A 24,364-nucleotide genomic window follows, 5' to 3' on the forward strand; every position below is an offset into this window, starting at 1 on the left:
TTTGCTACCTTTGTACTATGGGAACAAACGAGATTATCCTCATTTTCGTGATCTACCTTTTACTCTTCGGAGCCAAAGGTATTCCCTCGCTTGCCCAAACTATGGGGAAAGCGGTTAGAGGATTCCGTGAAGCCTCTAGCGATATCCAACGGGAAATCATGAATACTTCTGACGACATCAAGAAAGAAGTCATGAAGAACGCCGGGGAACTGAACAATGGCGTAAAAGATGCCACTCGAAATATCGAGGAGGAAATCAAAAACGTCACTGACAAATCCAAAGACCCGCTTAGCTAAATGGATATTGTTCTGCTCATTGCCGGATTGGTTGTCTTGGTAGCCAGCGGTGAAGTCTTGGTTCGCGGCGCTGCCGGAATTGCTTTGAAAGCAGACATCCCTCCCCTGATTGTTGGTCTTACTGTTGTTTCGATTGGAACCTCTGCTCCTGAACTCTTTGCTTCGGTCACAGCAGCCCTTGAAGGAAACCCCGGACTTTCGATCGGAAACGTGGTGGGTTCTAACATCGCGAACCTAGCGCTTGTCCTTGGAATAACCGCCATCATCTACCCCATCCCTGTAAGCCGTGGTGTGTTGCGTTTTGATGGTCCCGTGATGGTTGCCATGACGCTGCTCTTCATCTTCTTCATGTGGGATCGTGAACTGGCAGCTTATGAAGGTGGGATCTTAGTCGGCTTGATGATCGCCTTCATCTTAGTGCTGATCCGCCGTTCACGAATTGAACGTAAAAAGCAGCTCGAAGCTGACGCTGCCAAAGAATTCGAGACGGATGCAGATGAGTTCGAAGGGTTCAAAAAGCGATCCTACCTCCTCCTCACTGGATTTGTGATAGCAGGGTGTATTGGACTTTACTTCGGATCGAATTGGTTCGTTGGCGGAGCGAGCGGAATCGCCAAATCACTTGGAGTCAGTGATTATGTCATTGGAGTAACCATCGTTGCTTTCGGAACGAGTGTCCCAGAGCTTGTGGCTTCTGTGATTGCTGCACTGCGTCATCAGACGGATATCTCTATCGGGAACCTGATTGGATCGAACATCTTCAATATCCTTTCAGTGATTGGTATTACGTCGATAGTTAAGCCGCTACCCGTTGATGGCGCCTTACTCGCTAACGATGTTTGGTGGATGCTGGGTATCGCGCTTCTCATCTTCCCATTGATACGCATGGGCTACAAGATTGTACGTTGGAACGGCATCTTGCTCGTTGCTATCTACATCGTCTACATCGCGCTTGTTCTTTTCTGATGGAGTTGGTTCTTTCAGATGGTCACGCTAGCGCGGAATACTACCCTTACTTCGTTGAAGACTTAACGCTAGACGATTTGATCAATCGTGTTTCATGGCGTCAAAACGACATCAAGATGTACGGTAAGGTCTTTCAAGAACCTCGATTGACTGCGTGGTATGGTCCTCCTTATCGTTACTCAAGTATCCAGTGGGAGGAACAGGCATTTCCAGACTTTCTTGAATCATTGCGAGTACGCCTTTCCGCGCTAGCGAAATTTGAATTCAACGCTGTTTTATTGAACTACTATCGCGACGGACAAGACCACATGGGATGGCACCGAGACAATGAGAAAGAAATTGATCATCAGGTAATTGCCAGCGTAAGTTTCGGCACTAGCCGAACGTTCCGCATGCGCGAGAAAGAAACGAAGGAGAAGTTCGACATCGAATTGGAAGATCGATCGCTGTTGTTAATGAAGCATATGCAAGAACGATATGAACACATGATTCCGAAACGCGCTCGTGTGCATGAAGCCCGAATCAACCTGACCTTCCGAAGAATCATTGCATAACCGTACATTTGTTCTATGTCTGTGAATAAAGAGCATAAACGCATCACCACTCAGGTGCTGAAGGAAATGAAGCAGAAAGGCGAGAAGATCTCAATGCTGACTGCTTACGATTACTCAATGGCCCGCATCATCGATCAAGCTGGTATGGATGTCATCCTCGTAGGTGACTCCGCTTCGAACGTGATGGCAGGACATGAAACTACGCTTCCGATTACCCTTGATCAAATGATCTATCACGCATCATCCGTGATGCGAGGAATCAAACGATCGTTGGTGGTGGTTGATCTTCCTTTCGGTACTTACCAGGGGAACTCGAAAGAAGCATTGCAATCTGCGATTCGCATCATGAAAGAAAGTGGTGCGCACGCGGTGAAGCTAGAAGGTGGATCGGAGATCAAAGAATCGATCACACGAATCCTTACCGCAGGTATTCCTGTCATGGGGCACCTAGGGCTCACGCCACAATCGATCTATAAGTTTGGAACTTACGTCGTACGAGCACGTGAAGATGAAGAAGCAGAACGCCTCTTGCAAGACGCGAAAATGCTTGATGAAGTTGGATGCTTCGCCATTGTATTGGAGAAGATTCCTGCTGAACTCGCTGCAAAAGTCGCTGCGTCAGTTTCAGTTCCAGTCATTGGTATTGGTGCTGGTGGAGATGTAGATGGACAAGTCTTGGTCGTGCACGATATGCTCGGAATTACCCAAGAGTTTAGTCCACGTTTCCTTCGTCGTTACAGCGACATGGGTGACCAAATGGTGAATGCTGTTCGCCAATACATTGATGATGTGAAATCAGAAGACTTCCCGAACGAAAGTGAGCAATACTAATTTGAAACGTACGCCTTTCACTCAGATCCCTCGGGAGCCGATCATCATGAGCAATGAGCACAACCTCCAAGTGCTCTATGAAGACAATCATATCATCGCGGTCAACAAGCGCAACTCAGATATCGTGCAAAGCGATATCTCAGGTGACGCCACGCTATGCGATGTGGTGAAGGAATACGTTCGTATCAAGTACAACAAACCTGGTAAAGCTTTCATCGGAACAGTTCATCGACTAGACCGACCGGTAAGTGGAGTGATTCTTTACGCCCGCACCACCAAGGCCCTCAATCGCCTGGTCAATATGTTCAAGTACCGCGAGATGCAAAAGACCTACTGGGCCTGCACTCGTCCTGGACCACCAAAGATTGAAGACCACATCATCAATTACCTGAAGAAGAACGAGAAGCAAAATAAAAGCTACGCTCACGACGAGCCAGGCAATGGCCGAAAAGAAAGTGAGCTACGCTACAAAGTGGTTGGCAAAACCGACCATTACCACTTCGTAGAAGTTTACCCAAAATCTGGTCGTCACCACCAGATCCGCGCCACCCTCTCGAGTATCGGCGCCCCTATCAAAGGCGACATCAAATACGGCGCTCGACGCACCAATGAAAACGCATCGATTCACCTTCACGCCCGAAAGATTGAATTCATCCATCCCGTCCGAAAAACCCCAATGTGCATCGTAGCTCCTCCGCCGGATGATGTGTTGTGGGATGAGTTTTTGAAAGTTGAAATGGGGAGTTAGGCTTAACTCCGGCGTCCGGCGTCCGGCATCCATTCTTTCTCCGGCGTCCGGCATCCGTTTCTTACTTCGGCTCCCGTTGTTTGTTTTTCTAAATTTCGATCCCAAAATATTGTAGCTCGTTTATCTTCTGCTACTTCAGTGGGATTCCGTTCTTTTTGACTTTTAGGTGTTCTCGTAATCCGTGGAGCATCTTGCTGATGCCTTCAGCTTCCTCTAGCAGCTCTGTCAATGTTTCTTCATCAATCAAACCTTGGTCTCCGTAGATGTGTAATTGACATCTCAGTTCATAACATGACCCAGTAGCTATATCCAAGAACCTTTTGAAATCAGCGGGAGTTTCTCTTCCTGCACCTTCACATATGTTAGAAGCAATAGAGACCGCAGCGCGTTGGATTTGATCATTCAAGGCTGGTAGTTGGTTGAGCAATTCAGGAGAATTAGTAATTGCGAAAATTCGGCTCGTCAGTTTCCGAGCACTTTTCCAGACCCGTAGGTCTTCGTAAGTAGTAGCCATCATTTAATGTTTGAGATGAAGGTAACACAGAAAATTCCTCAACCTACAACGACTTTGTTCGCGTAGGTCAAAAGTTCACTCGCGTTAATAGATATAGTAATCAGGCCTACGATCGGCGCCTAATTCAAGTAAGGTCTCGTGAAAAGGATGCGAATCCTTGAGAAAAAAACAGACGCCGGACGCCAGACGCCGGAATAAAGAACCTCAGAGAAAAAAAAACGGACGCCGGAAGCCGGAAGCCGGAATAAAGAACCTCAGAGAAAAAAAAAAGGACGCCGGACGCCGGAAGCCGGAAGCCGGAAGCCGGAAGCCGGAATAAAGAACCTCAGAAGAAAAACGGACGCCAGACGCCAGACGCCGGAATAAAGAACCTCAGAGAAAAAAACGGACGCCGGACGCCGGACGCCGGAAAAAGGAACCCTCCTTCGAGACACTTTTGTGACCTCCAAACCCAAGTGATTAATTACATTTGCCGTCTGAAAAGTGAATTGCAATGGAAGCGAATGAACACGTACACTGCCTGATCATTGGATCAGGACCTGCTGGATATACTGCGGCGATCTATGCTGCGCGTGCTGACCTAAAGCCAGTTCTTTACCAAGGACTGCAGCCTGGTGGTCAGTTGACAGAAACTACAGATGTAGACAACTTCCCTGGATACCCTGAAGGGGTTTCAGGACCTGAGATGATGATCCATCTTCAGAAGCAAGCGGAGCGTTTTGATACCGACGTGCGCACTGGATGGGTGACTAAGGTTGATTTCTCTGGACCTAAGCACTACGTTGAAATTGATAACGGTAAGCACGTAGTAAGTGCTGATTCTGTGATCATTTCTACAGGAGCGTCTGCGAAGTGGCTTGGATTAGAATCTGAGATTCGTCTGCGTGATGCGGGTGGAGGTGTTTCTGCATGTGCCGTTTGTGACGGGTTCTTCTACCGCGGTCAAGACGTTGCCATCGTCGGAGCTGGAGATACAGCGGCTGAAGAAGCTACTTACCTCGCTAAGCTTTGTCGTAAGGTGTACATGATCGTTCGTAAAGACCACATGCGTGCGTCGAAGGCCATGCAGCACCGTGTGATGAACACGGAGAATATCGAAGTATTGTTCAACCACGAAACACAAGAAGTACTTGGTGCCGAAGGTGTTGAAGGAGCATTGATCAAGAACAACCAGACGGGCGAAGAAACAACGCTTGACGTAACTGGGTTCTTCGTAGCGATTGGTCACAAGCCAAATACTGACATCTTCAAAGGATGGCTTGATATGGATGAAACAGGATACATCATCAACAAAGCGGGTACAGCGCAAACGAACGTACCTGGTGTATTCGTTTCTGGAGATGCCGCTGACAACGTTTACCGTCAGGCAGTTACTGCTGCGGGTACAGGTTGTATGGCAGCTCTTGACGCAGAGCGATACTTGGCAGCAATGGCTGACTAAGCTTAGAATATTTCGAAAGCCACGTTCGCTTGTCCGAAACGGCAGCATTTTTGCTACGTTTGGGATATGCGATACGTGGCTTTTTTGTTTCTACTCATTTCGATCACTGGCTATTCCCAAGCCCTCTCGAAAGAAGAATTACTCGGACAGTTCGATCCATCGACCCATCCTGACTTTGTCCGAATCGATTCCAAGTACACGAGTAAACACAACATCTACCTTCGTCAAGAAGTGTATGAAGCCTACGAACGCATGTATGAAGAAGCATGGAAGGCTGGGATAAACCTTCAAATACTCAGCGCTACACGAAACTTTGATTACCAACGCGGCATTTGGGAGCGCAAGTGGGATCGTCCGCGTTATATGGGTTGGCAAGACATTGACAAGGCTGTCGACATCATGACTTACAGCTCTATGCCAGGCACTTCACGCCACCACTGGGGTACGGATATTGATTTGTGTTCGCTTAGTAATGATTGGTTCGCTAGCGCGGAAGGGGCTAGAGTATATGACTGGTTGAACCTCAATGCTTGGAAATATGGATTCAGGCAGGTCTACTCGAATAAAGAAATCACCGGACGCACAGGATACAACGAAGAAAAGTGGCATTGGTCGTACATGCCATTGTCAAGCGTATTCCTAGATCAATACAACGCGTTGGTGCTTGAAGAAGACATCGAAGGATTCCCCGGATCTGAAGTTGCGGGCGAAATTGGTGTCATCACAGACTACGTCAATGGAGTAGAAGACTAGGACGACCCAAGAAAAAACTGCATCTTAAGGCCAATGGAAGATAAACTGAAGGAAATCAATAATTCCGACAAGGCTGGTGTATCAGGTGGAGCACAGAAAGCTGGTCTCCCTCCAGGAGCGCTGGTCTTCATCGGGAAACCTCAAAACTTTGAACCACATTTAGAAGTGATCACTTACACTTCGGAAGGTGCCCAGCAACACGAAATTGCTACCGTAAGTGAAGCGGCTGAATTGGCAAAAACTGAAGGTGTAGCCTGGGTCACGCTTTTTGGAATTCACAAAGCGGAGATCGTGGGAGAAATGGGAAAGAACTTCGGAATCCATGCATTGATGCTGGAAGATATCCTGGACACCACGCAGCGACCAACTTCTGAGGTATTTGGTAACCTGTTATTCTTCTCTCTCAAAATGCTCCAGTGGAGTGAAACACGCAGAGGAATCACCTTTGAACAAGTAAGCTTCGTCTTAGGTCCGGGACATGTCTTACTATTCCAAGACCGACCTGGTGATATTTTCGATGGACTGCGCAACCGTATCATTAGTGGAAAAGGGCAATTGAGACAGCGCAAAGGAGATTTCCTCGTCTACCGAATGATTGATACTGTCGTTGACCAATATTTCGTTGCTGCAGAAAAAATCGCTGATCGAATCGAAAGGCTGGAGGCTGACATCATGCGCGAACCTCGCGAAGTCCATATGTCGCGTCTTATGAAGATGAAAAAACAGCTGTTACAAATGCGAAGAACCATCATCCCACTGCGTGATAACGTTGGGCTTTTGGAACGTAGTCAACACCCTCTCATCTCTCCTGAGACGCTTCCCTATTTAAGGGATGTGAACGATCACATTAAGGAGGTCATCGAAATGCTAGATATGTACCGCGAAACTGTCACAGGACTCATCGATTTGTACATGTCGCGCACCAGCAACAAAATGAATGAAGTCATGAAGGTGCTCACGGTAGTCACTTCCATATTCATTCCTCTCTCCTTCTTCACCGGTGTCTATGGTATGAACTTCGACAACATACCGGAGCTACATGAAAAGTATGGTTATTTCATACTCTGGGGGGTGATGATCTCGATCACAATAGGGATGTTGATTTTCTTCCGACGAAAGAAATGGCTTTGAATAGACAAGTGACGAGAGTCTAGGGTCGAGAGTCAGACGATAAACGATAAACTATAATCTATAACCGAGATACCGCGTTCCGCAATCCGCGATCCGCGTTCCGCAATCCGCGATCCGCAATCCGCAATCCGCGATCCGCAATCCGCGTTCCTCCCTCAAAAAAAAAGCCCCGAACATTTCGGAGCTTCTTAGGGTGGCTAATGGGATTTGAACCCACGGCCTCCGGAACCACAATCCGGCGCTCTAACCAACTGAGCTATAGCCACCATAATTTGGGAGCGCAAAGTAAAGAATATTCTTGTTTACTTGCAACGTGAAAAGTTCCACCCGAAGGGTGAAAAATGGAAAAAGTCAAAAAACTACGTATCCTCTTCCTTTCAAGCTGGTTTCCTGACCGGAATCAACCTACGCTGGGAAACTTCGTAAAGCGTCACGCTCAGGCAGTTGCGCTGAAACACGACGTAGTTGTGGTGCACGCTGTGGCTGATTCATCGATTTCAGAAGAAGAATGGGTGCATCAAAAAGATGGGAATTACGAAGAGTACATTCTCTATCACCCTCCGAAATGGCCGCGTTATTTTCGACACCCGAAGTACTTGCGCAAGGCGGTCTATAAATACCTGGATGAAGGTGGTGAACGTCCTGACTTGATTCATTTGAATGTTCTTTACCCAGCTGGTCGACAAGCGATTCATTTTCATGATGAATGGGGTGTGCCCTTGGTAGCTTCTGAACACTGGACAGGTTACCATAACAACACGCATAGCGCCATTAAGCCTTGGGAGTTGAAGGTGATGAAAGGTGTGGGAGAACGCGCCTATAAACTGTTGCCAGTCACACAACACTTGGCTTCTGCCATGGAGAAGGCTGGAGTTAAAGGAAGCTACGACACGGTAGCGAACGTGGTCGATACTGATCTCTTCGATCGTAAATCAACCCATGACGGGCCATTCCGCTTCTTGCATGTCTCTTCTTTGTTTGATCAGCACAAGAACGTAAGTGGATTATTGAATGCCTTTGCCAAGCTGCTCGAGAAGAACGATAAGGTCTTCTTAGAAATCATTGGTGACGGTGATACCACGCCTCACATTGAGAAGGCAAAAGCACTGAATATTCCAAGTGATAAGATCTCCTTCGAAGGTGAAAAGACCATTGAAGAGATTGCTGACCGCATGAAAAAGAGCGATGCCTTCGTCTTGTTCAGCAATTATGAGAATCTCCCTTGTGTAATTGGAGAAGCTTGGTCTACAGGAACTCCCGTGATTTCGAGTGACGTCGGCGGCATCAGTGAGCACCTGAATCAAGAAAAGGGAATGTTGGTACAGCCAGGCAATGAAGGCGAGCTATTGGCGGCCATGCAATCAATCATCCAGTTACAACACCAATATAATAGGGATGATCTCCGTTCCTATGCCGTGAAGCATTTTAGCAACGAGGCCATTTGTGAGGCCTTCTCTCAGGTCTATTACCAAGCAATCGCAGCGCAAAAATGAAATGGAAAGTAGCCACAAGCATGGCTTCCCGTCTACTCGTGATGCTGTTCACGGTGGCTGTCGTATTGATGGTCACGAACAAGATCGGCGCTGAAGGACAAGGAACGGCGGCCTTGGTGCAGCTTGGTATTCTGTTGATTGTCTCCATCACCAACTTCATCGGGGGTGGTGCCGTAGTTTATCTTTTGCCACGCATTGGTACTCGTCCGCTAGTATTACCGGCTTACGTTTGGAGTACCGCTATCGCGGGAATCTTCTATGGCTTCTTTCAGCTCGTACCCATTGTTCCTGAAGAGTTTGTCCTCGATGTGGTGATCTTAGGTTGGCTACAAGCGATGTTCACCTTCCACCTGCAAATTTTGGTCGGACAAGAACGAATTCACCGTTTCAACGTGATTGTGACCTTACAGGCTTTTTGGCTAGCGGCTATGCTGGCCTATTTGATTTTTGGGGCAGAAGCGGTTGAAATCAGATCGTACATCAACGCGCTCTACGTTTCTTTTGGAATGACCTACCTCATCGCACTGTTTTCAAGTTGGAAGCACATGATGGTGCCTAGTGAAATCACTCCTCGAGCGGCATTCGATGAGCTCTGGAAATTCGGACGCTATGCTCAACTGGGTAATATCCTTCAACTATTGACCTACCGGTCGAATATCTGGATCGTAGAAAAGCTCATCGGCCTGAGCGCAAGCGGGATTTACTCCCTCTCTCTCTACGCCAGTGAATCTATTTGGAACGTTGGAAAGAGCCTCGCCCTTGTTCAAGGAGCACGTATCGCCAACACCAACGACGATGCCTACAATCGCCAGCTCACCAGCAAGTTTATGAAACTGTCTATCTCGGGCTCCGTTGTTCTCATCGGAATCATGCTCGCCCTCCCAGACCGCTTCTACCAATGGCTTTTCGGCGAAGAAATGGCCGGACTCTATTGGGTACTTCTCTGGGTTTCTCCAGGTATCCTCGCCAATGCATGCAGTATGATTTACTCGCATTACTTCAGCGGCGTAGGCCTCCACAGAAACAACACCATCGGCTCCGGTGCCGGTCTGGCCGCCCTCTTAATTGTTGTCTACCCCCTCATCACCAACTACGGTGTAGAAGGAGGCGCCATGGCAGCGAGTGTTGCGTATATCATCCAACTCATCACCATGGGGATACTTTTTAGACGAGGGTCTAATCGATAATCAATAATCGATAAACTATAATCGATAACTGAGGCACTTACTAAAGCCTATAGCCTAACGCCTAAAGCCTCTCATGATCTTTCTATCCAGCCGAAGGCGAACTAATCATGCTAATTCCGGCGTCCGGCATCCGGCATCCGGATTACACAGCATTACTAACGCCTATAGCCTAACGCCTAAAGCCTCCTAATCATGCTATCCAGCCGAAGGCGAACTAATCATGCTAATTCCGGCGTCCGGCATCCGGCATCCGGATTACACAGTATTACTAACGCCTATAGCCTAACGCCTAAAGCCTTAAAGAAGAGTCGTAAGATCCCTAACCCCAACAAACCTCGCACTCGTAAACCCTTCGCCGTATTTGGCTCCGATGGGTCTTCCGAATTGCATGGCGCGTGATTCGATGAAGTCGAAGAACTCTTTTCCGCTGATGGGGGTTTCAGGTTCTTCTGAGTTTGGATCATAGAACTGACTGCTGAAGGCTTTGATGGAATCCATCTTCTTACCGTAGAAGTCAGAAATGTCGACTACTACGTCTGGATCGATGAAGTAGTCTTGAATGTAATGGTATACTGCTCTCGGACGCCAAGCTTCTTGTGCTTGTCCGTCGAGTTCTGTTTCGATTCGGCGTAAGCCAGAGAGAAAACAAGCTTCAGCCTGAAGTTTCGCTCCCTTTCCGTGATCTGGGTGACGATCAGTTACGGAATTCGCTAGGACGATATCTGGCTTGTATTTTCTGATCATGCGAATGATCGCACGAATGTTCTCTTCCGTGTGTTGGAAGAAGCCGTCGGCCATGTGTAGGTTCTCACGGGCCGACAAGCCTAAAATCTTTGCGGAAGCGGCTGCTTCTTGATCGCGCAGGTCTGCACTACCACGGCTACCTAATTCACCTCGCGTGAGATCAACGATTCCCACTTTCTTCCCCGATGCCACCATAGATGCGATAGTACCTCCTGCTGAGATCTCTGCATCATCTGGGTGAGCTGCCAATGCTAGTACGTCAAGCTTCATTATTCGCTCAACCAATTAATGATCTCTTCGTCGATTGGAAGTGTTTGTGGTTGAATTTCCTTCACCAAGTTTCCTTTCTCGTCGATCAAGAACTTGTGGAAGTTCCACTTTACTTCGTAATCAGACACTCCGTTCTGTGCCTTCTGAGTGAGCCAAGCATAAACAGGATGAATGTTATCCCCTTTCACCGCTACTTTCGTCATCATCGGGAAAGTTACCCCGTAGTTCTTTTGACAGAAGCTTGCGATTTCTTCGTTTGATCCTGGCTCTTGTCCAGCAAAGTCGTTTGATGGGAAGCCGATGATCTCGAACTTCTCACCTCCATACTCATTGTATAGTTCTTGCAGCTGCTCGTACTGAGGAGTCAATCCGCATTCAGAAGCGGTATTAACTACCATTACCTTTTTCCCTGCGAGGGAAGATAAATCGAAGGAATCCCCCATGAGGGTTTCCACTGTAAAGTCGTGAAGTGTTTTGTTCATAGTGTCGACAACAGCTGTAGGTTGCTTTGGTTCATCGAGCAAGTCGATGCCTGACATTCCCAAGAGCGAGAAAGCGAAAATGGGAAGGGCCAAGAGTTGAATCGTTCTGCTTGTTCTCATGCGGTTCAAAAGTACAACACTAATAATCCCAACCCAAGGCAATAAGTTGCATAATACGACGCTTATTCAACAGTGAATCGTTGAATTCCAAAGTGAACCTGCAAACCTCACTCGGCCCTGAACCAGCCATCTCAACGACCCCGTGTTTAGAACTTTTAGCGTTTCCTTGCGTATAAGGAAGCCTTTGAAACCTATTTTTGCCAAATCTGCAAGAGCATGTTGAAAACGACTGGAACCACACTTACGCTTTCATTCTTCCTACTGTTAGGGTTGAACTCCTACGCACAAAGCACTGGAGGAGGATTCGAGGAAAGCCGCAAAGAATCAGGTGTTACTGAAAAGACCCTGACTGACGAAAGCATCTGGGATATCAATGATAGCCTAATGCACATCCCCGCATATGATGATTATTGCGAATGGGATACGCGTAACATTCACGCGTACGATTTCGACTACCGTGAACTAACGGATACCGTACACATGACCCTTCGTCATGAAGAGTGTGATTACGCTACCCCGTTCTACGGAAGAATCACATCAAACTTCGGAGAACGTGGTGCACGATACCACTATGGAATCGACATCAAACTATATAAAGGTGACCCAGTAAAGGTAGCTTTTGAAGGACTAGTACGTATTGCTCAGTACTCTCGCACCTACGGAAACGTAGTGGTCGTTCGTCATTCAAACGGACTAGAAACACTATACGCTCACTTGAGCGCTCGTAAAGTAAAACCAGGTGATTACGTTCAAGCCGGAGACATCATTGGTCTTGGTGGAAACACTGGCCGTAGTACAGGATCTCACCTGCACTTCGAGTGTCGTTACAAGGGCGAGCCGATCGATCCAAACTTGATCATTAACTGGGAAACTGGTGAATTGAATATCGACGAATTGGACTTGAATGCAGAGCACTTCGCTTACCTCAAAGAAGCACGTGCGATCAAGTACCACCGCATTCGTTCAGGAGATACTCTTAGCGGAATTGCACGTCGTTACGGAACGAGCGTATCTGCCATCTGCAGATTGAACGGTATGTCTCGCAACAGCACGATCTACGCCGGAAGAAAAATCCGCATCAGATAAGCTATACCCCCCTTATTTAAAACCATTGTAAATCAGAATCCTAGCCGGGTTTATTGAACAATTACCGTTACCTTGATGTTTAGTGCTGGTCATCACCAAACACATAAACATGACATCAAAAATCGCGGTAATAGGTTCAGGCTTCGCAGGATTGGCGGCAGCTACAAGCCTTGCCGATAAAGGACATCAAGTGACGGTGTTCGAGAAGAATAGCTCTCCTGGAGGACGGGCTCGTCACTTCACATCCGGGGATTTCCATTTCGATATGGGTCCTTCTTGGTACTGGATGCCAGATGTGTTCGAAGATTACTTCGCGCGCTTCGGAAAGAAAGTCAGCGACTACTACACGCTTAAAAGACTCGACCCGAGTTACCGCGTGTACTTCGAAGATGGCCCTGTGGATATCCCAGCAGATTTTGACGAACTCAAAGCGCTCTTCGAATCCATTGAACCAGGAAGCGGGAAGCAGCTTGAGATCTTTATGGATGAGGCAAAAACGAAGTACGAAATCGGAATGTCGAAGTTCGTATTCAAGCCTTCACATACTATCATGGAATTTGCCGAGCTCAATATTGCTCGCGATGCCATGAAGCTCAATCTCTTTAAATCGTTCAGCGCTTACGCGCGTAAGCATTTCTCACACCCTAAGTTGCTTCAGCTATTGGAGTTCCCGGTGCTATTCCTAGGTGCTAAGCCAGAGAAAACACCAGCGCTGTATTCATTGATGAACTATGCTGACAGCAAGCTCGGTACGTGGTACCCAATGGGTGGTATGTCTGAGATTGTGAAAGGCATGGTAGCCTTAGCAGAAGAGAAAGGTGTAGAATTCAAGTACGACGCAAACGTCGAAACCTTGGTCATCAGAGAGCGCGCGATTAAAGCGGTAGTAGTGAACGGTTATGAAATCGAATGTGATGCTGTCGTAGGCGCAGCTGATTACCATCACATTGATCAAAACATTGTTCCGAAAGGATTCCGTCAGTACGACGAAAAATATTGGGACAAGCGTACGATGTCACCTTCAAGCCTGCTGTATTACTTGGCAGTAGACAAGAAGGTCTCTGGACTATTGCACCACAACCTCTTCTTTGATACCGACTTTGGTAAACATGCAGAGGCGATCTACGATACACTGGAATGGCCGGATAACCCGTTGTTCTATGTATGCACCCCTAGCAAAACTGATCCTTCAGTAGCTCCTGAAGGAAAAGAGAATGTATTCATCTTGATGCCAGTGGCTCCTGGAATCAAAGAGAACGACGATACCCGAGATTTCTACTACGAGTTAATCATGGACCGACTCGAAGCGCACCTCGGAATGGATATTCGAAAGCATGTGACCTTCAAACGTTCGTATGCGCACAAAGAATTCCAGCATGACTACAATGCGTTCAAAGGCAATGCCTACGGACTAGCAAATACGCTCGATCAAACTGCTTTCCTTAAGCCAAAGCTTAAAAGCAAGAAGATCAAGAACTTATACTACGCAGGACAACTTACCACCCCAGGACCAGGAGTACCTCCTAGCTTGATTAGTGGACAAGTTGCGGCAGATGAATTGAACAAATTGCTTCCGAAAGCGGTTGCAATGTCTGTTTAAGTGAGGCATCATGAAGGAGATTTTTGATAAAGTTTCGTTGTCGTGCAGTGTGAAGACGACGAAGTCGTACAGCACGTCTTTTTCGCTAGGAATTCGTTTCCTGGATGCCAAATTTCGTGACCCTATCTACGCAGTGTATGGATTCGTTCGCTTCGCGGATGAGATCGTAGATACATTCCATGATTACGATAAGGAGAAGCTCTTCAAACGCTTCGAGGAAAGCACTTGGCTTGCTATCGAACAGCGCATCAGCTTGAATCCTATCCTTAATGCATTCCAGTGGGCTTACCACAAGTACAATATTGACCGTGAACATGTAGAGACTTTCCTTCGCTCGATGGAAATGGACCTACATGAAACAGAATACAACCGTGAAGGCTTCGAAGAGTACATCTTGGGATCGGCTGAGGTTGTTGGTTTGATGTGCTTACGTGTCTTTGTTGAGGGCGATGATAAGCTCTACAACCACTTGGAACCATACGCAAAAAGCCTTGGGTCTGCATTCCAGAAGATCAATTTCTTGAGAGATCTTCATGCTGACTACAAAGAGCTTGGAAGAGCATACTTCCCAGGCTTGGATGTGGAACAGTTCGATGAGAGCACAAAGTTCCGCATCGAGGAAGAAATTGAAGCTGACTTTAAGGAAGCATACAAAGGGATTGTGCAACTGCCGAAAGACGCACGTTTGGGAGTGTATGTAGCGTACGTATACTACTACCGTCTCTTCCGCAAGATAAAGTCATTGCCGAGTGAACGCGTTCTCGAGGAACGTATTCGTATCAATAACAAACGCAAGCTGGCACTTTTCGTGGGCTCATATGTCCGCCACAGCTTCAACCTCATCTAAATGAAGTTTCTTTTGATCACTTATTTACTTCTGTCAATGACGACAGGAGGTGAGGAAGAACTTTCTCAATGTCGCGCTTTGTACTTCCAACTCGGCGATAAAGAGAATGCAGAAGCCTTCCTTGATCAGTGCGAAGAACTTGGTGGTGTTAGTCCTATTGCCAAAGGTTATGAGGGCTGTGCAAAAACAGTGATGGCCGGTTATGGCTTTAACCCCTTCTCGAAATACAACCTCTTTGCCGAAGGTAGAGACGAACTTGAGGCAGCCATCAAAAGCGCACCTACAGATCCTGAACTTCGTTTCTTACGCCTTGGAGTTCAGATTCATGCACCCGGCTTTTTGAATTATGACGATCAGATTGATCAGGATATTGAACTCATCGTTTCGGCGCTAGCCAATGGATGGGCATCAGACACCCCTTGGTTTCAAGAAAAAGTAATTAGCTTTCTCCAGGATTCATGCGACCTAGATAGCGCATCACAATCCACACTGAAGAATCTATAGACATGGAAGAAGTAGTTCTCGTAGACGAACAAGACAATGCGATTGGTAGCATGGAAAAGCTGGAGGCTCATGAAAAAGGAGTGCTTCATCGCGCCTTCTCCATCTTTATTTTCAATAACGATAACGAATTATTGATCCACCAACGTGCTGCTGAAAAGTATCACAGCGCCAATCTTTGGACCAATACATGTTGCAGCCACCCTCGTCCTGAAGAGGCTTTAGAAGACGCAGTAGTTCGACGTCTTGACGAAGAAATGGGAATGATGTGTAATGTTGAGCATGCTTTCTCATTCATCTACCGCAGTGAATTTGACAATGACCTGATTGAGCATGAACTTGATCACGTATTCATTGGTTACACAGATGACGTTCCTACACCGGATCCTGAAGAAGTGCAAGCATTTGAATACATCTCACTTCCGGAGCTTGTGCGAAACATTGCTGAAGATCCCGAGAAATATACTACGTGGTTCCGCATTTGCTTACCACGTGTCATCGATTACCTCGAGCCTTAATGAAAACAGCGGCGATCGTTGGAGCAGGAATTGGTGGTATCGCCACCGCACTTCGCCTTGCTAAGCGCGGATTCGCTGTTCATGTATACGAAGCTGCTGATGGTCCTGGCGGCAAATTGAGAGAATTCAGAACTAAAGGGTTTCGCTTTGATGCGGGTCCTTCCCTCTTCACCCTTCCACATCTTGTAGAAGAGCTGCACACCTTGCAGGGGAATGAGGTGCCCTTTCCTTTTGAAAAACTCGATCGTTCATGCCATTACTTCTGGGATGATGGAACGCACTTCACTGCATGGGCTGATAAAGACAAACTCTCAGCTGAAATCGAAGACTCATTCGGCGTTAGCCCCACCCCAACCCTTGAGCATTTAGAATACAGTGATCTGTTATATGATCGAACATCGAGCCTCTTCATGGAGCGTTCGCTGCATCGCACCAAAAGCTATCTTTCAAAGGATGTGCTGCGTGCTTTGGTGAAGGTGCACAAACTTTCACTGAACAGCACAATGAATGCGGTGAACGAGAAACGATTGAACCATCCCAAGCTCGTGCAGCTGTTCAATCGCTACGCGACCTATAATGGCTCTGATCCTTACCGAGCTCCTGGGGTGTTGAGTATCATTCCGCACCTTGAACACAATATTGGCACTTTCTTCCCGAAGAAAGGCATGTACCAAATCACTCAGAGTTTGGTGGCGGCGGCTGAAAAACTTGGAGTCAAGTTCCACTACAATGCCAAGGTTGAGCGCATTGTGGTTGAAGGAAAGAAAGCAGCAGGGCTTGTTGTAGAAGGTAAAGAAACCAAGGCTGATTTCGTTGTCAGTAACGCGGATGTCTATCCTACCTTTCGGAAATTGCTGAAAGATCAACCTGCGCCTGAAGCGGTATTAGCACGCGAGCGATCAAGTTCTGCGCTGATCTTCTACTGGGGCATTGATCGCAGCTTTCCGGAATTGCATTTGCATAACATCCTCTTCTCAAACGACTATGAAGAAGAATTCAAACTTCTCTTTGAGGGCGAACGAATTTCAGAAGACCCGACGGTTTATATCAATATCACCTCAAAGTGTGCGCCTGAAGATGCCCCAGAAGGCAAAGAGAATTGGTTTGTAATGATCAATGTTCCTTCAAATAGTGGACAATCTTGGGAGCGTTTAATACCGCTAGCGCGGAAACACATCATTCGCAAGATTAACAAGGCCTTGAAGACAGATATTGAGCCGTTTATTATTACCGAAGAACGTCTAGATCCGATCACTATCGAATCGAAAACGAGCAGCTACATGGGGTCGTTGTACGGAACGAGCTCGAATGATAAGATGGCGGCTTTCTTGCGTCATCCGAACTTTGCGAAGAAGATTAAATCACTCTATTTCTGCGGAGGAAGTGTCCACCCAGGTGGGGGTATTCCGCTTTGCTTACTTTCTGCTAAAATTGTTGATGAACTGATAGCTCAAGACCATGCCTAAGTTGACCAAAGCACAAATATCTATTGGTGTGATGATCATCCTTCACGTGGTGGGGGTATGTGGCTTGTCATCACCTTGGAGAGAATGGTTCTTACCCTTGACACCACTGAACTTGATGGTTTCAGGTTACTTCGTCATGCGTCACGCTAAATCGCCAATGAAGAGCATTCTATTTTATGTGTTCGTTTTGGCTTGGGGTGTGGAGTGCCTTGGAGTGCACACGCAATTCCCCTTTGGTGAATACGCCTATGGAAGTGCACTCGGCCCCCAACTATTCGAGGTACCTATCCTCATTGGATTGCTTTGGCTGCTTCTATTGATGGGTTCGCTTCATCTCGCTTCCCGCGTTAGCGGAAACAAAATTGTCAAAGCATTGATTTCTGCCGCGTTGATGACCTTGCTTGATTTCTTGATTGAGCCTGTGGCGATTGAATTCAATTTTTGGACATGGTTCGGGGTTGAAGTACCTTGGAACAACTATGCAGGATGGTTCGTTACCGCACTCATCCTCAGCTTCATAGCACAGATCGACAAACACTTCGGAAACAACAAGGTAGCTGCGGTGTTCTTCTTTATACAAGTTGGATTCTTCGGGATCCTAAATTTACTTCTCTAGGATGGCAGCATTGATCGTCATAGGTACTTTCTTCTTCATGGAATTCATGGCTTGGTTCATGCACAAATACGTGATGCACGGGTTCATGTGGTATTTCCACGAAGACCACCACGTGCCTGAACCAGGCTTCTTCGAAAAGAACGACGTCTTCTTTTTAATCTTCGCCATTCCGAGTTCCTTGCTCTTCATCTTCGGATCTTTAAATGGAATTGATTTTCGATTCTTCATTGGCATGGGAATCGCCATCTACGGCGTTTGCTATTTCCTCGTCCATGATGTGTTGATTCACCGTCGATTCAAATGGTTCGATAAAACCAACAACGTCTACTTCCGAGCGATTCGAAAGGCGCACAAGGTGCATCACAAACACCGTGGAAAGGAAGAAGGAGAATGCTTTGGAATGTTGGTGGTTCCTTGGAAATACTTCAGAGCTGCGATGGATTACGATCGCAAGCGCACAAAGCCCGCGGGTTAATGGATAGCCACTTCTTGTACCTCGCTGTCAATCTCGGCAGCATTGCCGTGCCCCTCTTGTTGAGTTTCGATAAGAAGGTCGCCTTCTACAAGTCGTGGAAATACTTTTGGCCTGCTAATATCATCACCCTCATCTTTTTCATTGTTTGGGATGTCCTCTTCGCTAACGCGGGAATCTGGGGCTTCAATGATAATTACCTGCTGGGTCCAAGAATCTTAGGACTTCCAGTTGAAGAGTGGCTATTTTTCATCTGCATCCCCTACGCCTGTGTCTTCCTCTACGAAACCTTCAAGGCCTGGATACCAGGTGAACCTTTTAAGCAATGGGGTAAGCCTATGGTCTATGGAATGGCTGCATTGTGCGTCCTCTTGATGGCCACTAACGTGGGAAAACACTACACCTTCTTCACCGCGCTTTTCACCTTCATTGGTCTACTGGTGATGATAAGATGGCGGCCTCATTGGTTAGGATGGTTTGCTTTCACCTACCTCATAATTCTAGTCCCCTTCCTCATCGCCAACGGCATCCTAACCGGACTAGACTTCTGGCAGTACCCCATCTTCAACTCCACTCCCGAAATCGTAACGGATCAAATTGTTTGGTACAACAACGACCACAACCTCAGCTTCCGCATCTTCAGCGTCCCGGTAGATGACACGGTTTATGGGTTCTTGTTGATTGGGATGAATATTTCTATCTACGAAGGCTTAAGGCGTAAGGCTTAAGGCCTAAGGCCTAGGGCTTTACCTAAAAGAACAATGCTCCTTTTCCGGCGTCCGGCGTCCGGCATCCGAAAGTACTTTGCTAACGCCTAAAGCCTATGGCCTAACGCCTAATCCACTAACCACGCTATCGCCGAAGGCGAACTAATCATGCTATAACCGGCATCCGGCGTCCGGCATCCGAAAGTACTTTGCTAACGCCTAAAGCCTATGGCCTAACGCCTAAACCACTAACCACGCTATCGCCGAAGGCGAACTAATCATGCTTTGTCCGGCATCCGGCGTCCGGCATCCGGCGTCCGAAAATACTTTGCTAACGCCTAAAGCCTATAGCCTAACGCCTAATCCACTAACCACGCTATCGCCGAAGGCGAACTAATCATGCTATAACCGGCATCCGGCGTCCGGCGTCCGAAAGTTACTCCATACCCAACTTAAGCCTTAAGCCATACGCCATAAGCCTAGTAAGAGAGTATTCCGCGAATCGGCCGATGATCCGAATACCTCACATCAATGGTGCGGAATTCCTTTGTGTTTAGCTCAGACGAGTGCATGAGGTAATCGATTCGGAAGAAAGGATATTTGCCGAGGTGAGTAGACCCGATGAGTTGATCTCCAACGTGGAAGGCGTCGGTCATGTCACGGCTGATTTGTTCGTAGACGTAGCTTACTGGGGTGTCATTGAAGTCTCCTGCGATGATGGTGGGGTATGGAGAGGTTCGCATGTGGTTTGAAACACGATCTGCTTGTTCAGCGCGTTTGCGGTAGGCGATCTTCATACGCTCAGCTAAACGTTTGGCATCCTCAGCTTTGGGGCCCTGATCAATGGCCTCGTAGTCTTCGTGTTGGAAACGGATACTGGCCAGGTGGGCGTTGTATATCCTCAGTGTATCGTCTCCTTTTTTGATGTCAGTGTAGATACAGTAGTTATGTCCTTCAGATTGGAAATCGACTTCTCCTTTGCCGACAATCTTGAATTTCGAGAACGTGGCTATTCCGAAATACTGCTTTGCTCGAGGCTCATAGGCCAGCTTTTCATGGACATGGATATTGTCAAGGAACTGTACGAGCGTATCTCGGGTTTCGAACACGCCCGTTCGGTCAGTGCGGTAGAACTCTTGAAAGCAAATCACATCACTTGGATTCTCCTCTAGAAAATCGAAAATGGCATTCCGCGTTTCTACGCCTTCTGTCCAGTTGTAGAGGTCAAAGAGGCGCACGTTGTACGACATGATGGAAAGCTCTTCCGAATGTTCCTCAAGCTCTTCCGAAGTGGATAGCGAAAAGGTTCTTCCTACCAAGTCCCAAGTGAATATGAAAGTTAGGGCTACGAGTCCGGCCATGACCCACCGCTTCCTCGCTAGCGAATAAACCAAACCAATGACAGAAATGGTGAACCATACGAAATAGGTCAACCCAAAAAAGGCGAAGAAGGGAAAGTATACGGGTGTGACTTGAGTTGAGAGGTAAGCGAGAACCACGCCTGTGAGGCCGATGAGGGCGCATAGTCTGATCAATCGACCAGGAAGACGTTGGAGAAATCGCTTCATTGAGCGTGGCTTACTTCTGGGCGTTCAAAAAGTCTTTTTCGTCTTTCGTCAAGCTATCCCAACCTGACTTACTGATCTTATCCAGGATCTTGTCGACCTTGGCTGCCTTCGCATTTTTCTCAGCGTTGTACTCTTCATCGGTTTTATGTCGTTTTTGCTGAGTTTGTTTGTTGTAAACGACCTTCATTCGGCTTCCACCGCCACTGCGGAAAAGATTCACCAAGCGATCCAATAGCTTCTCAAACCACATACCTATATCTCTTCCTTTACGCATTTGTGTTATCAGTAGGAACCCATAAAGCGCTCCTCCTAGGTGACCGATACTGCCGCCAATGTTTGAGACACCATTAAGACTGAAAATCTGAACAACAACAAGGACCGTCGCTATCCATTTGAATTTCACCGTACCGAAAAGGAGAAGACGCACCTCTTGATCAGGGAAGTAAGTCGCATAACCCACGATAATGGCAAAAACGGCAGCTGAAGCCCCTAGGATCGGCGGCCCTGCTTGAATCAATGGTGAAACATTGCTCAGTATAATGAGGAGAAAAACCCCCATGAAACTCCCTAAGAAATAGGTTGCAAGCATTTTACGAGCACCGAACATGCCTTCAAACATTCTTCCAATAAACCACAACATAATCATGTTGAACAGGATATGCATGAATCCTGCATGGGCGAACATAAAGGTGATTAGAGTCCATGGCCGCTTAAGTAAAAGGCCAAGGTCAGCAGAAGTAGCGGTGAAATAATAATAGTTGGAATCTTCAGCTCCAACGAATTCCGCCCCCACAATGAATTTCCCTACTATCTGAATGAGTATAAATGCAACAAAAACAGCAAGGTTGACACCAATGAGACGTACGGTCATTCCACCGGTACGCCAAAGTCGCTTTATTTCATCCCCTATCGAAGCCATTTTCTATTCTTTCTAGTAAAACGTGGTTGTATCTCGCTGCCATTTCTTCAGAAGCAAGTAACCGAAGAGCATCCCTCCAAGGTGGGCGAAGTGAGCGATATTATCACTTGCAGAATCCAAAGTCACAAGATAGATTTCCATGATTCCCAATCCAAACACCAGCCATTTGGCTTTGATCGGGATCGGAGGGAAAAGTAGCATCAATCGGGTATTCGGGAAAAGTACTCCAAAAGCCAGTAACAATCCATATACTGCCCCTGAAGCTCCCACCATAGGAATATTGTAAATACCAGCTAAATCACCAGCATTGGCATTGGTCATGACCGGCATGAGTTCTCCTGTTGCTTGGAATACTTGGTAGGCATTCACCGCTTCGTGTAAGAAGAACGCTCCCAGGCCACAAACCATATAGTAAATCAAGAATCGTTTCGATCCCCAAACACGCTCAAGTGTGGTACCAAACATGTATAGGGCGAACATATTGAAGAAGATATGCAAAGGTCCCCCGTGCATGAACATGTGGGTTACTATCTGCCATGGTCTAAACCAATCAGATGCGGGATAAAAAGCACCAAGTAAATAGGTAAGATGTACTTCGAACATCGACCCCGCCACACTTGTCCCAAGAAAGAACAAGACATTCAGTATCAATAAATTCCGGACAACTGGTGTGGTTGGCTGCAACATATAATTCTATTCAAATTTTGACGATAAATCGTCTGGAGTAAATGTAACAATCGCCTGTCGGCCAGTAGGGCCGTAATAAGGCACTTCACAAGCGAACAAACGGTCAATCAACTCACGCATTTCAGCAAGTTGAAGTACTTGTCCGCTTCGAATTGACGCCCCTCGAGCCAAGCCCATTGCCAGGGCATGCTGACCCGGACGTTCGTGTTCACCGCCTTCTTTCAATGCGTTGACAATCAAATCAACCAATTGCCCGGCATCTTGTTGACGGCTATCTGCAGGAAGCCCACGAACAATGAGGTCGTTCGCGCCAAATTCTTCGACATCGAAGCCCATTCCTTTCAGGTCTTCAAGGTGAGAGACGATGAGGGCATGATCTCCAGGACTCAACTGCAAATTTTGCGGGTACAACAACTGCTGTGCATGCTGCTGATGCTGCCCGTCTTGGTTCATAAATTCCTCATACAAAATACGCTGGTGCGCCTGTTGCTGGTCAATGACCATTAGTCCGCTCTTGATCGGCGCCACAATGTAGTTTCGTCCAACTTGGAACACTGACGCACCTACTTCAGGCTTATGAGAAGTATCTTCCAAGCCCGTTGAAAGTTGGGCAGGCTCCTCTTCACGGTCTTGCTTGAGGATTTGATAAAACTCTTTCCACTCTTTCGATGCTTGACGATCGAAGGTGCTTTTTCTTCCGGCCATGCCGGGAACGCTTCGCTTCTGATCGTTCCTGAACGGATTGTATTCTGGATCCACATTAATCTGCGGAACTGCAATCGGGCGGTTCTTATCGAGAGGTGGAATATTAAGTGACGACTCCGCCTCAAAATCAAGCGTTGGAGCTACCTGGAACTGACCGAGTGATTTCTTAATCGCAGAACGCAGGATCAAGTAGATCGCTTGTTCATCACGGAATTTCACTTCCGTCTTCGTCGGGTGAATATTCACATCAACGTACGACGGATCAATATCAAGATAAATCACATACATCGGATGGTTCCCGTGAGGGATCAATCCTTCCATTGCCGAAACTACAGCGTGATGGAAACGGTGGTGTTTGATGAAGCGGTTATTCACGAATAGGAACTGCTCCCCACGTGTCTTTCGAGAGAACTCAGGCTTTCCTGCGAACCCATTGATCGAAACAACGTCTGTCGCTTCCGATACTGGAATGATACGTTCATCGTATTTGTTACCAAAAAGACCAACCACACGCTGACGGGGTGTTCCAGTGGTCAGGTGGTATACCTCAGTTCCGTTGTGGTGCATCGACATCGCAACATCTGGATGTGCCAGCGCCACTCGCTGGAATTCGTCCATGATGTGACGTGTTTCCACCTGATCTGACTTCAAGAACTGGCGTCGTGCCGGAACGTTGTAGAACAGATTACGGACCATGAAGCTCGTTCCTTCTGTGGCCTGGCAAGGTTCACATTCTGAAACATCAGCACCTTCAATGCGCACTTTGGTTCCAAGATCTTGATCATGCTGGCGGGTTTTCATTTCCACCTGCGCAACTGAGGCAATGGATGCCAAGGCTTCACCACGGAATCCTTTGGTTCTAATCTTAAAGAGATCTTGTGAATCAGCGATTTTGGAAGTTGCATGACGCTCGAAACAAAGGCGCGCGTCAGCAGGACTCATCCCACACCCATCATCGGTGACTTGGATCAGTGTACGTCCTGCATCTTTTATGATCAACTGTATCTTCCCTGCTCCTGCGTCGATGGCGTTTTCAAGTAATTCTTTGACGACCGAAGCTGGACGTTGAATTACTTCACCCGCTGCAATTTGGTTTGCGACGAAATCAGGAAGTAACTGAATGATATCAGACATTCTTTGCG

The 24,364-nt window shown here is 47.2% G+C and carries 26 protein-coding genes and 1 tRNA gene; 19 read left to right on the forward strand and 8 right to left on the reverse strand.

The features are described from left to right. Window positions 1-17: 17 nt before the first annotated feature. Genes RA156_RS10135 through RA156_RS10155 form a run of 5 tightly spaced genes read left to right on the forward strand, consistent with a single transcriptional unit; the run spans window position 18 to window position 3,395 of the window. Window positions 18-296, forward strand: a complete 279-nt coding sequence (locus RA156_RS10135; RefSeq protein WP_306639882.1) for a twin-arginine translocase TatA/TatE family subunit — start codon at window positions 18-20, stop codon at window positions 294-296. Then, window positions 297-1,262 (forward strand): calcium/sodium antiporter, encoded by a 966-nt coding sequence (locus RA156_RS10140; protein ID WP_306639884.1) that lies wholly within the window; start codon window positions 297-299, stop codon window positions 1,260-1,262. After that, on the forward strand, window positions 1,262-1,816 hold the full coding sequence (locus RA156_RS10145; RefSeq protein ID WP_306639886.1) for an alpha-ketoglutarate-dependent dioxygenase AlkB family protein: 555 nt from the start codon (window positions 1,262-1,264) through the stop codon (window positions 1,814-1,816). Before RA156_RS10140 ends, RA156_RS10145 begins: the two co-directional genes overlap by 1 nt. Before the next feature lie 15 nt (window positions 1,817-1,831). Next, complete coding sequence (panB, locus tag RA156_RS10150) at window positions 1,832-2,647, forward strand: 3-methyl-2-oxobutanoate hydroxymethyltransferase (RefSeq protein WP_306639888.1); 816 nt, start codon at window positions 1,832-1,834, stop codon at window positions 2,645-2,647. Further along, window positions 2,634-3,395: an RluA family pseudouridine synthase gene (locus RA156_RS10155; RefSeq protein ID WP_306639890.1), complete on the forward strand. Its 762-nt coding sequence runs from the start codon at window positions 2,634-2,636 to the stop codon at window positions 3,393-3,395. Before panB ends, RA156_RS10155 begins: the two co-directional genes overlap by 14 nt. A gap of 130 nt (window positions 3,396-3,525) precedes the next feature. Here the strand turns inward: RA156_RS10155 and RA156_RS10160 are convergent, their stop codons facing one another. Then, window positions 3,526-3,909, reverse strand: a complete 384-nt coding sequence (locus RA156_RS10160) for a four helix bundle protein (protein WP_306639892.1) — start codon at window positions 3,907-3,909, stop codon at window positions 3,526-3,528. A gap of 493 nt (window positions 3,910-4,402) precedes the next feature. Between RA156_RS10160 and trxB the strand changes: the two genes are divergently transcribed. From trxB to corA, 3 genes are all read left to right on the forward strand, one after another. Continuing rightward, a complete protein-coding gene (gene trxB / locus RA156_RS10165) occupies window positions 4,403-5,350 on the forward strand; it encodes a thioredoxin-disulfide reductase (protein ID WP_306639893.1) in 948 nt (315 codons plus the stop codon). Window positions 5,351-5,416: 66 nt separating this feature from the next. Beyond that, complete coding sequence (locus RA156_RS10170; RefSeq protein WP_306639894.1) at window positions 5,417-6,103, forward strand: M15 family metallopeptidase; 687 nt, start codon at window positions 5,417-5,419, stop codon at window positions 6,101-6,103. 33 nt (window positions 6,104-6,136) lie between these two features. Next, window positions 6,137-7,234, forward strand: a complete 1,098-nt coding sequence (gene corA / locus RA156_RS10175) for a magnesium/cobalt transporter CorA (RefSeq protein ID WP_306639895.1) — start codon at window positions 6,137-6,139, stop codon at window positions 7,232-7,234. A gap of 192 nt (window positions 7,235-7,426) precedes the next feature. Here corA and RA156_RS10180 read toward each other — a convergent pair. Beyond that, window positions 7,427-7,500 (reverse strand) — tRNA-His (locus RA156_RS10180). A 75-nt stretch (window positions 7,501-7,575) separates the two neighbouring features. On the opposite strand from RA156_RS10180, the gene RA156_RS10185 reads away from it, so the two are divergent. Together RA156_RS10185 and RA156_RS10190 are read left to right on the forward strand one after the other, a co-directional pair. Further along, complete coding sequence (locus tag RA156_RS10185) at window positions 7,576-8,727, forward strand: glycosyltransferase (protein WP_306639896.1); 1,152 nt, start codon at window positions 7,576-7,578, stop codon at window positions 8,725-8,727. Then, entirely contained in the window at window positions 8,724-9,914 is a 1,191-nt protein-coding gene (locus RA156_RS10190) for a lipopolysaccharide biosynthesis protein (RefSeq protein WP_306639897.1), read from the forward strand. The genes RA156_RS10185 and RA156_RS10190 overlap by 4 nt, the downstream gene beginning before the upstream one ends. A gap of 297 nt (window positions 9,915-10,211) precedes the next feature. Here the strand turns inward: RA156_RS10190 and bshB1 are convergent, their stop codons facing one another. Both bshB1 and RA156_RS10200 read right to left on the reverse strand, forming a co-directional pair. Next, entirely contained in the window at window positions 10,212-10,928 is a 717-nt protein-coding gene (gene bshB1 / locus RA156_RS10195) for a bacillithiol biosynthesis deacetylase BshB1 (protein WP_306639898.1), read from the reverse strand. Continuing rightward, entirely contained in the window at window positions 10,928-11,410 is a 483-nt protein-coding gene (locus RA156_RS10200) for a glutathione peroxidase (protein ID WP_434064841.1), read from the reverse strand. The genes bshB1 and RA156_RS10200 overlap by 1 nt, the downstream gene beginning before the upstream one ends. A gap of 336 nt (window positions 11,411-11,746) precedes the next feature. Between RA156_RS10200 and RA156_RS10205 the strand changes: the two genes are divergently transcribed. From RA156_RS10205 to RA156_RS10245, 9 genes are all read left to right on the forward strand, one after another. Beyond that, on the forward strand, window positions 11,747-12,616 hold the full coding sequence (locus RA156_RS10205; protein WP_306639901.1) for a M23 family metallopeptidase: 870 nt from the start codon (window positions 11,747-11,749) through the stop codon (window positions 12,614-12,616). 109 nt (window positions 12,617-12,725) lie between these two features. Then, window positions 12,726-14,216 (forward strand): bifunctional phytoene desaturase/3,4-desaturase, encoded by a 1,491-nt coding sequence (gene crtID / locus RA156_RS10210; RefSeq protein WP_306639902.1) that lies wholly within the window; start codon window positions 12,726-12,728, stop codon window positions 14,214-14,216. 10 nt (window positions 14,217-14,226) lie between these two features. Beyond that, complete coding sequence (locus tag RA156_RS10215) at window positions 14,227-15,063, forward strand: phytoene/squalene synthase family protein (protein ID WP_306639903.1); 837 nt, start codon at window positions 14,227-14,229, stop codon at window positions 15,061-15,063. After that, window positions 15,064-15,567, forward strand: a complete 504-nt coding sequence (locus tag RA156_RS10220) for a hypothetical protein (RefSeq protein WP_306639904.1) — start codon at window positions 15,064-15,066, stop codon at window positions 15,565-15,567. A 2-nt stretch (window positions 15,568-15,569) separates the two neighbouring features. Then, window positions 15,570-16,082, forward strand: coding sequence for an isopentenyl-diphosphate Delta-isomerase (idi, locus tag RA156_RS10225; protein ID WP_306639905.1), 513 nt, complete (start codon window positions 15,570-15,572; stop codon window positions 16,080-16,082). After that, window positions 16,082-17,548 (forward strand): 1-hydroxycarotenoid 3,4-desaturase CrtD, encoded by a 1,467-nt coding sequence (gene crtD, locus RA156_RS10230; RefSeq protein WP_306639906.1) that lies wholly within the window; start codon window positions 16,082-16,084, stop codon window positions 17,546-17,548. Before idi ends, crtD begins: the two co-directional genes overlap by 1 nt. After that, window positions 17,541-18,164, forward strand: coding sequence for a carotenoid biosynthesis protein (locus RA156_RS10235; protein ID WP_306639907.1), 624 nt, complete (start codon window positions 17,541-17,543; stop codon window positions 18,162-18,164). The genes crtD and RA156_RS10235 overlap by 8 nt, the downstream gene beginning before the upstream one ends. A 1-nt stretch (window position 18,165) precedes the next feature. Then, the gene (locus RA156_RS10240) at window positions 18,166-18,639 is read left to right on the forward strand and encodes a sterol desaturase family protein (RefSeq protein WP_306639909.1); all 474 of its coding nucleotides are present in this window, start codon (window positions 18,166-18,168) and stop codon (window positions 18,637-18,639) included. Then, the gene (locus RA156_RS10245) at window positions 18,639-19,364 is read left to right on the forward strand and encodes a lycopene cyclase domain-containing protein (protein ID WP_306639911.1); all 726 of its coding nucleotides are present in this window, start codon (window positions 18,639-18,641) and stop codon (window positions 19,362-19,364) included. Before RA156_RS10240 ends, RA156_RS10245 begins: the two co-directional genes overlap by 1 nt. Before the next feature lie 458 nt (window positions 19,365-19,822). On the opposite strand, the gene RA156_RS10250 is transcribed toward RA156_RS10245, so the two are convergent. From RA156_RS10250 to mutL, 4 genes are read right to left on the reverse strand one after another with little or no spacing between them, the layout of a single operon-like run. Continuing rightward, the gene (locus RA156_RS10250; protein WP_306639913.1) at window positions 19,823-20,911 is read right to left on the reverse strand and encodes an endonuclease/exonuclease/phosphatase family protein; all 1,089 of its coding nucleotides are present in this window, start codon (window positions 20,909-20,911) and stop codon (window positions 19,823-19,825) included. A 10-nt stretch (window positions 20,912-20,921) separates the two neighbouring features. After that, window positions 20,922-21,830 (reverse strand): rhomboid family intramembrane serine protease, encoded by a 909-nt coding sequence (locus RA156_RS10255; RefSeq protein ID WP_306639915.1) that lies wholly within the window; start codon window positions 21,828-21,830, stop codon window positions 20,922-20,924. A 12-nt stretch (window positions 21,831-21,842) separates the two neighbouring features. Continuing rightward, window positions 21,843-22,517: a rhomboid family intramembrane serine protease gene (locus RA156_RS10260; protein WP_306639917.1), complete on the reverse strand. Its 675-nt coding sequence runs from the start codon at window positions 22,515-22,517 to the stop codon at window positions 21,843-21,845. A gap of 6 nt (window positions 22,518-22,523) precedes the next feature. Further along, entirely contained in the window at window positions 22,524-24,356 is a 1,833-nt protein-coding gene (mutL, locus tag RA156_RS10265; protein WP_306639919.1) for a DNA mismatch repair endonuclease MutL, read from the reverse strand. Window positions 24,357-24,364 lie beyond the last annotated feature (8 nt).

This window comes from Sanyastnella coralliicola, from assembly GCF_030845195.1.
GTDB lineage: Bacteria > Bacteroidota > Bacteroidia > Flavobacteriales_D > Sanyastnellaceae > Sanyastnella > Sanyastnella coralliicola.

Excerpts from the sequence above, each read along its gene's own strand:
- RA156_RS10145 (WP_306639886.1), top strand. The coding sequence starts at position 1,262 with ATGGAGTTGGTTCTTTCAGATGGTCACGCTAGCGCGGAATACTACCCT.
- RA156_RS10255 (WP_306639915.1), bottom strand. The coding sequence starts at position 21,830 with ATGGCTTCGATAGGGGATGAAATAAAGCGACTTTGGCGTACCGGTGGA.
- idi (WP_306639905.1), top strand. The coding sequence starts at position 15,570 with ATGGAAGAAGTAGTTCTCGTAGACGAACAAGACAATGCGATTGGTAGC.
- RA156_RS10260 (WP_306639917.1), bottom strand. The coding sequence starts at position 22,517 with ATGTTGCAGCCAACCACACCAGTTGTCCGGAATTTATTGATACTGAAT.
- RA156_RS10140 (WP_306639884.1), top strand. The coding sequence starts at position 297 with ATGGATATTGTTCTGCTCATTGCCGGATTGGTTGTCTTGGTAGCCAGC.
- trxB (WP_306639893.1), top strand. The coding sequence starts at position 4,403 with ATGGAAGCGAATGAACACGTACACTGCCTGATCATTGGATCAGGACCT.
- corA (WP_306639895.1), top strand. The coding sequence starts at position 6,137 with ATGGAAGATAAACTGAAGGAAATCAATAATTCCGACAAGGCTGGTGTA.
- RA156_RS10205 (WP_306639901.1), top strand. The coding sequence starts at position 11,747 with ATGTTGAAAACGACTGGAACCACACTTACGCTTTCATTCTTCCTACTG.
- RA156_RS10245 (WP_306639911.1), top strand. The coding sequence starts at position 18,639 with ATGGATAGCCACTTCTTGTACCTCGCTGTCAATCTCGGCAGCATTGCC.
- mutL (WP_306639919.1), bottom strand. The coding sequence starts at position 24,356 with ATGTCTGATATCATTCAGTTACTTCCTGATTTCGTCGCAAACCAAATT.
- RA156_RS10220 (WP_306639904.1), top strand. The coding sequence starts at position 15,064 with ATGAAGTTTCTTTTGATCACTTATTTACTTCTGTCAATGACGACAGGA.
- RA156_RS10215 (WP_306639903.1), top strand. The coding sequence starts at position 14,227 with ATGAAGGAGATTTTTGATAAAGTTTCGTTGTCGTGCAGTGTGAAGACG.
- RA156_RS10235 (WP_306639907.1), top strand. The coding sequence starts at position 17,541 with ATGCCTAAGTTGACCAAAGCACAAATATCTATTGGTGTGATGATCATC.
- crtID (WP_306639902.1), top strand. The coding sequence starts at position 12,726 with ATGACATCAAAAATCGCGGTAATAGGTTCAGGCTTCGCAGGATTGGCG.
- RA156_RS10170 (WP_306639894.1), top strand. The coding sequence starts at position 5,417 with ATGCGATACGTGGCTTTTTTGTTTCTACTCATTTCGATCACTGGCTAT.
- RA156_RS10135 (WP_306639882.1), top strand. The coding sequence starts at position 18 with ATGGGAACAAACGAGATTATCCTCATTTTCGTGATCTACCTTTTACTC.
- RA156_RS10250 (WP_306639913.1), bottom strand. The coding sequence starts at position 20,911 with ATGAAGCGATTTCTCCAACGTCTTCCTGGTCGATTGATCAGACTATGC.
- bshB1 (WP_306639898.1), bottom strand. The coding sequence starts at position 10,928 with ATGAAGCTTGACGTACTAGCATTGGCAGCTCACCCAGATGATGCAGAG.
- panB (WP_306639888.1), top strand. The coding sequence starts at position 1,832 with ATGTCTGTGAATAAAGAGCATAAACGCATCACCACTCAGGTGCTGAAG.
- RA156_RS10160 (WP_306639892.1), bottom strand. The coding sequence starts at position 3,909 with ATGGCTACTACTTACGAAGACCTACGGGTCTGGAAAAGTGCTCGGAAA.
- RA156_RS10240 (WP_306639909.1), top strand. The coding sequence starts at position 18,166 with ATGGCAGCATTGATCGTCATAGGTACTTTCTTCTTCATGGAATTCATG.
- RA156_RS10200 (WP_434064841.1), bottom strand. The coding sequence starts at position 11,410 with ATGAACAAAACACTTCACGACTTTACAGTGGAAACCCTCATGGGGGAT.
- RA156_RS10185 (WP_306639896.1), top strand. The coding sequence starts at position 7,576 with ATGGAAAAAGTCAAAAAACTACGTATCCTCTTCCTTTCAAGCTGGTTT.
- crtD (WP_306639906.1), top strand. The coding sequence starts at position 16,082 with ATGAAAACAGCGGCGATCGTTGGAGCAGGAATTGGTGGTATCGCCACC.
- RA156_RS10190 (WP_306639897.1), top strand. The coding sequence starts at position 8,724 with ATGAAATGGAAAGTAGCCACAAGCATGGCTTCCCGTCTACTCGTGATG.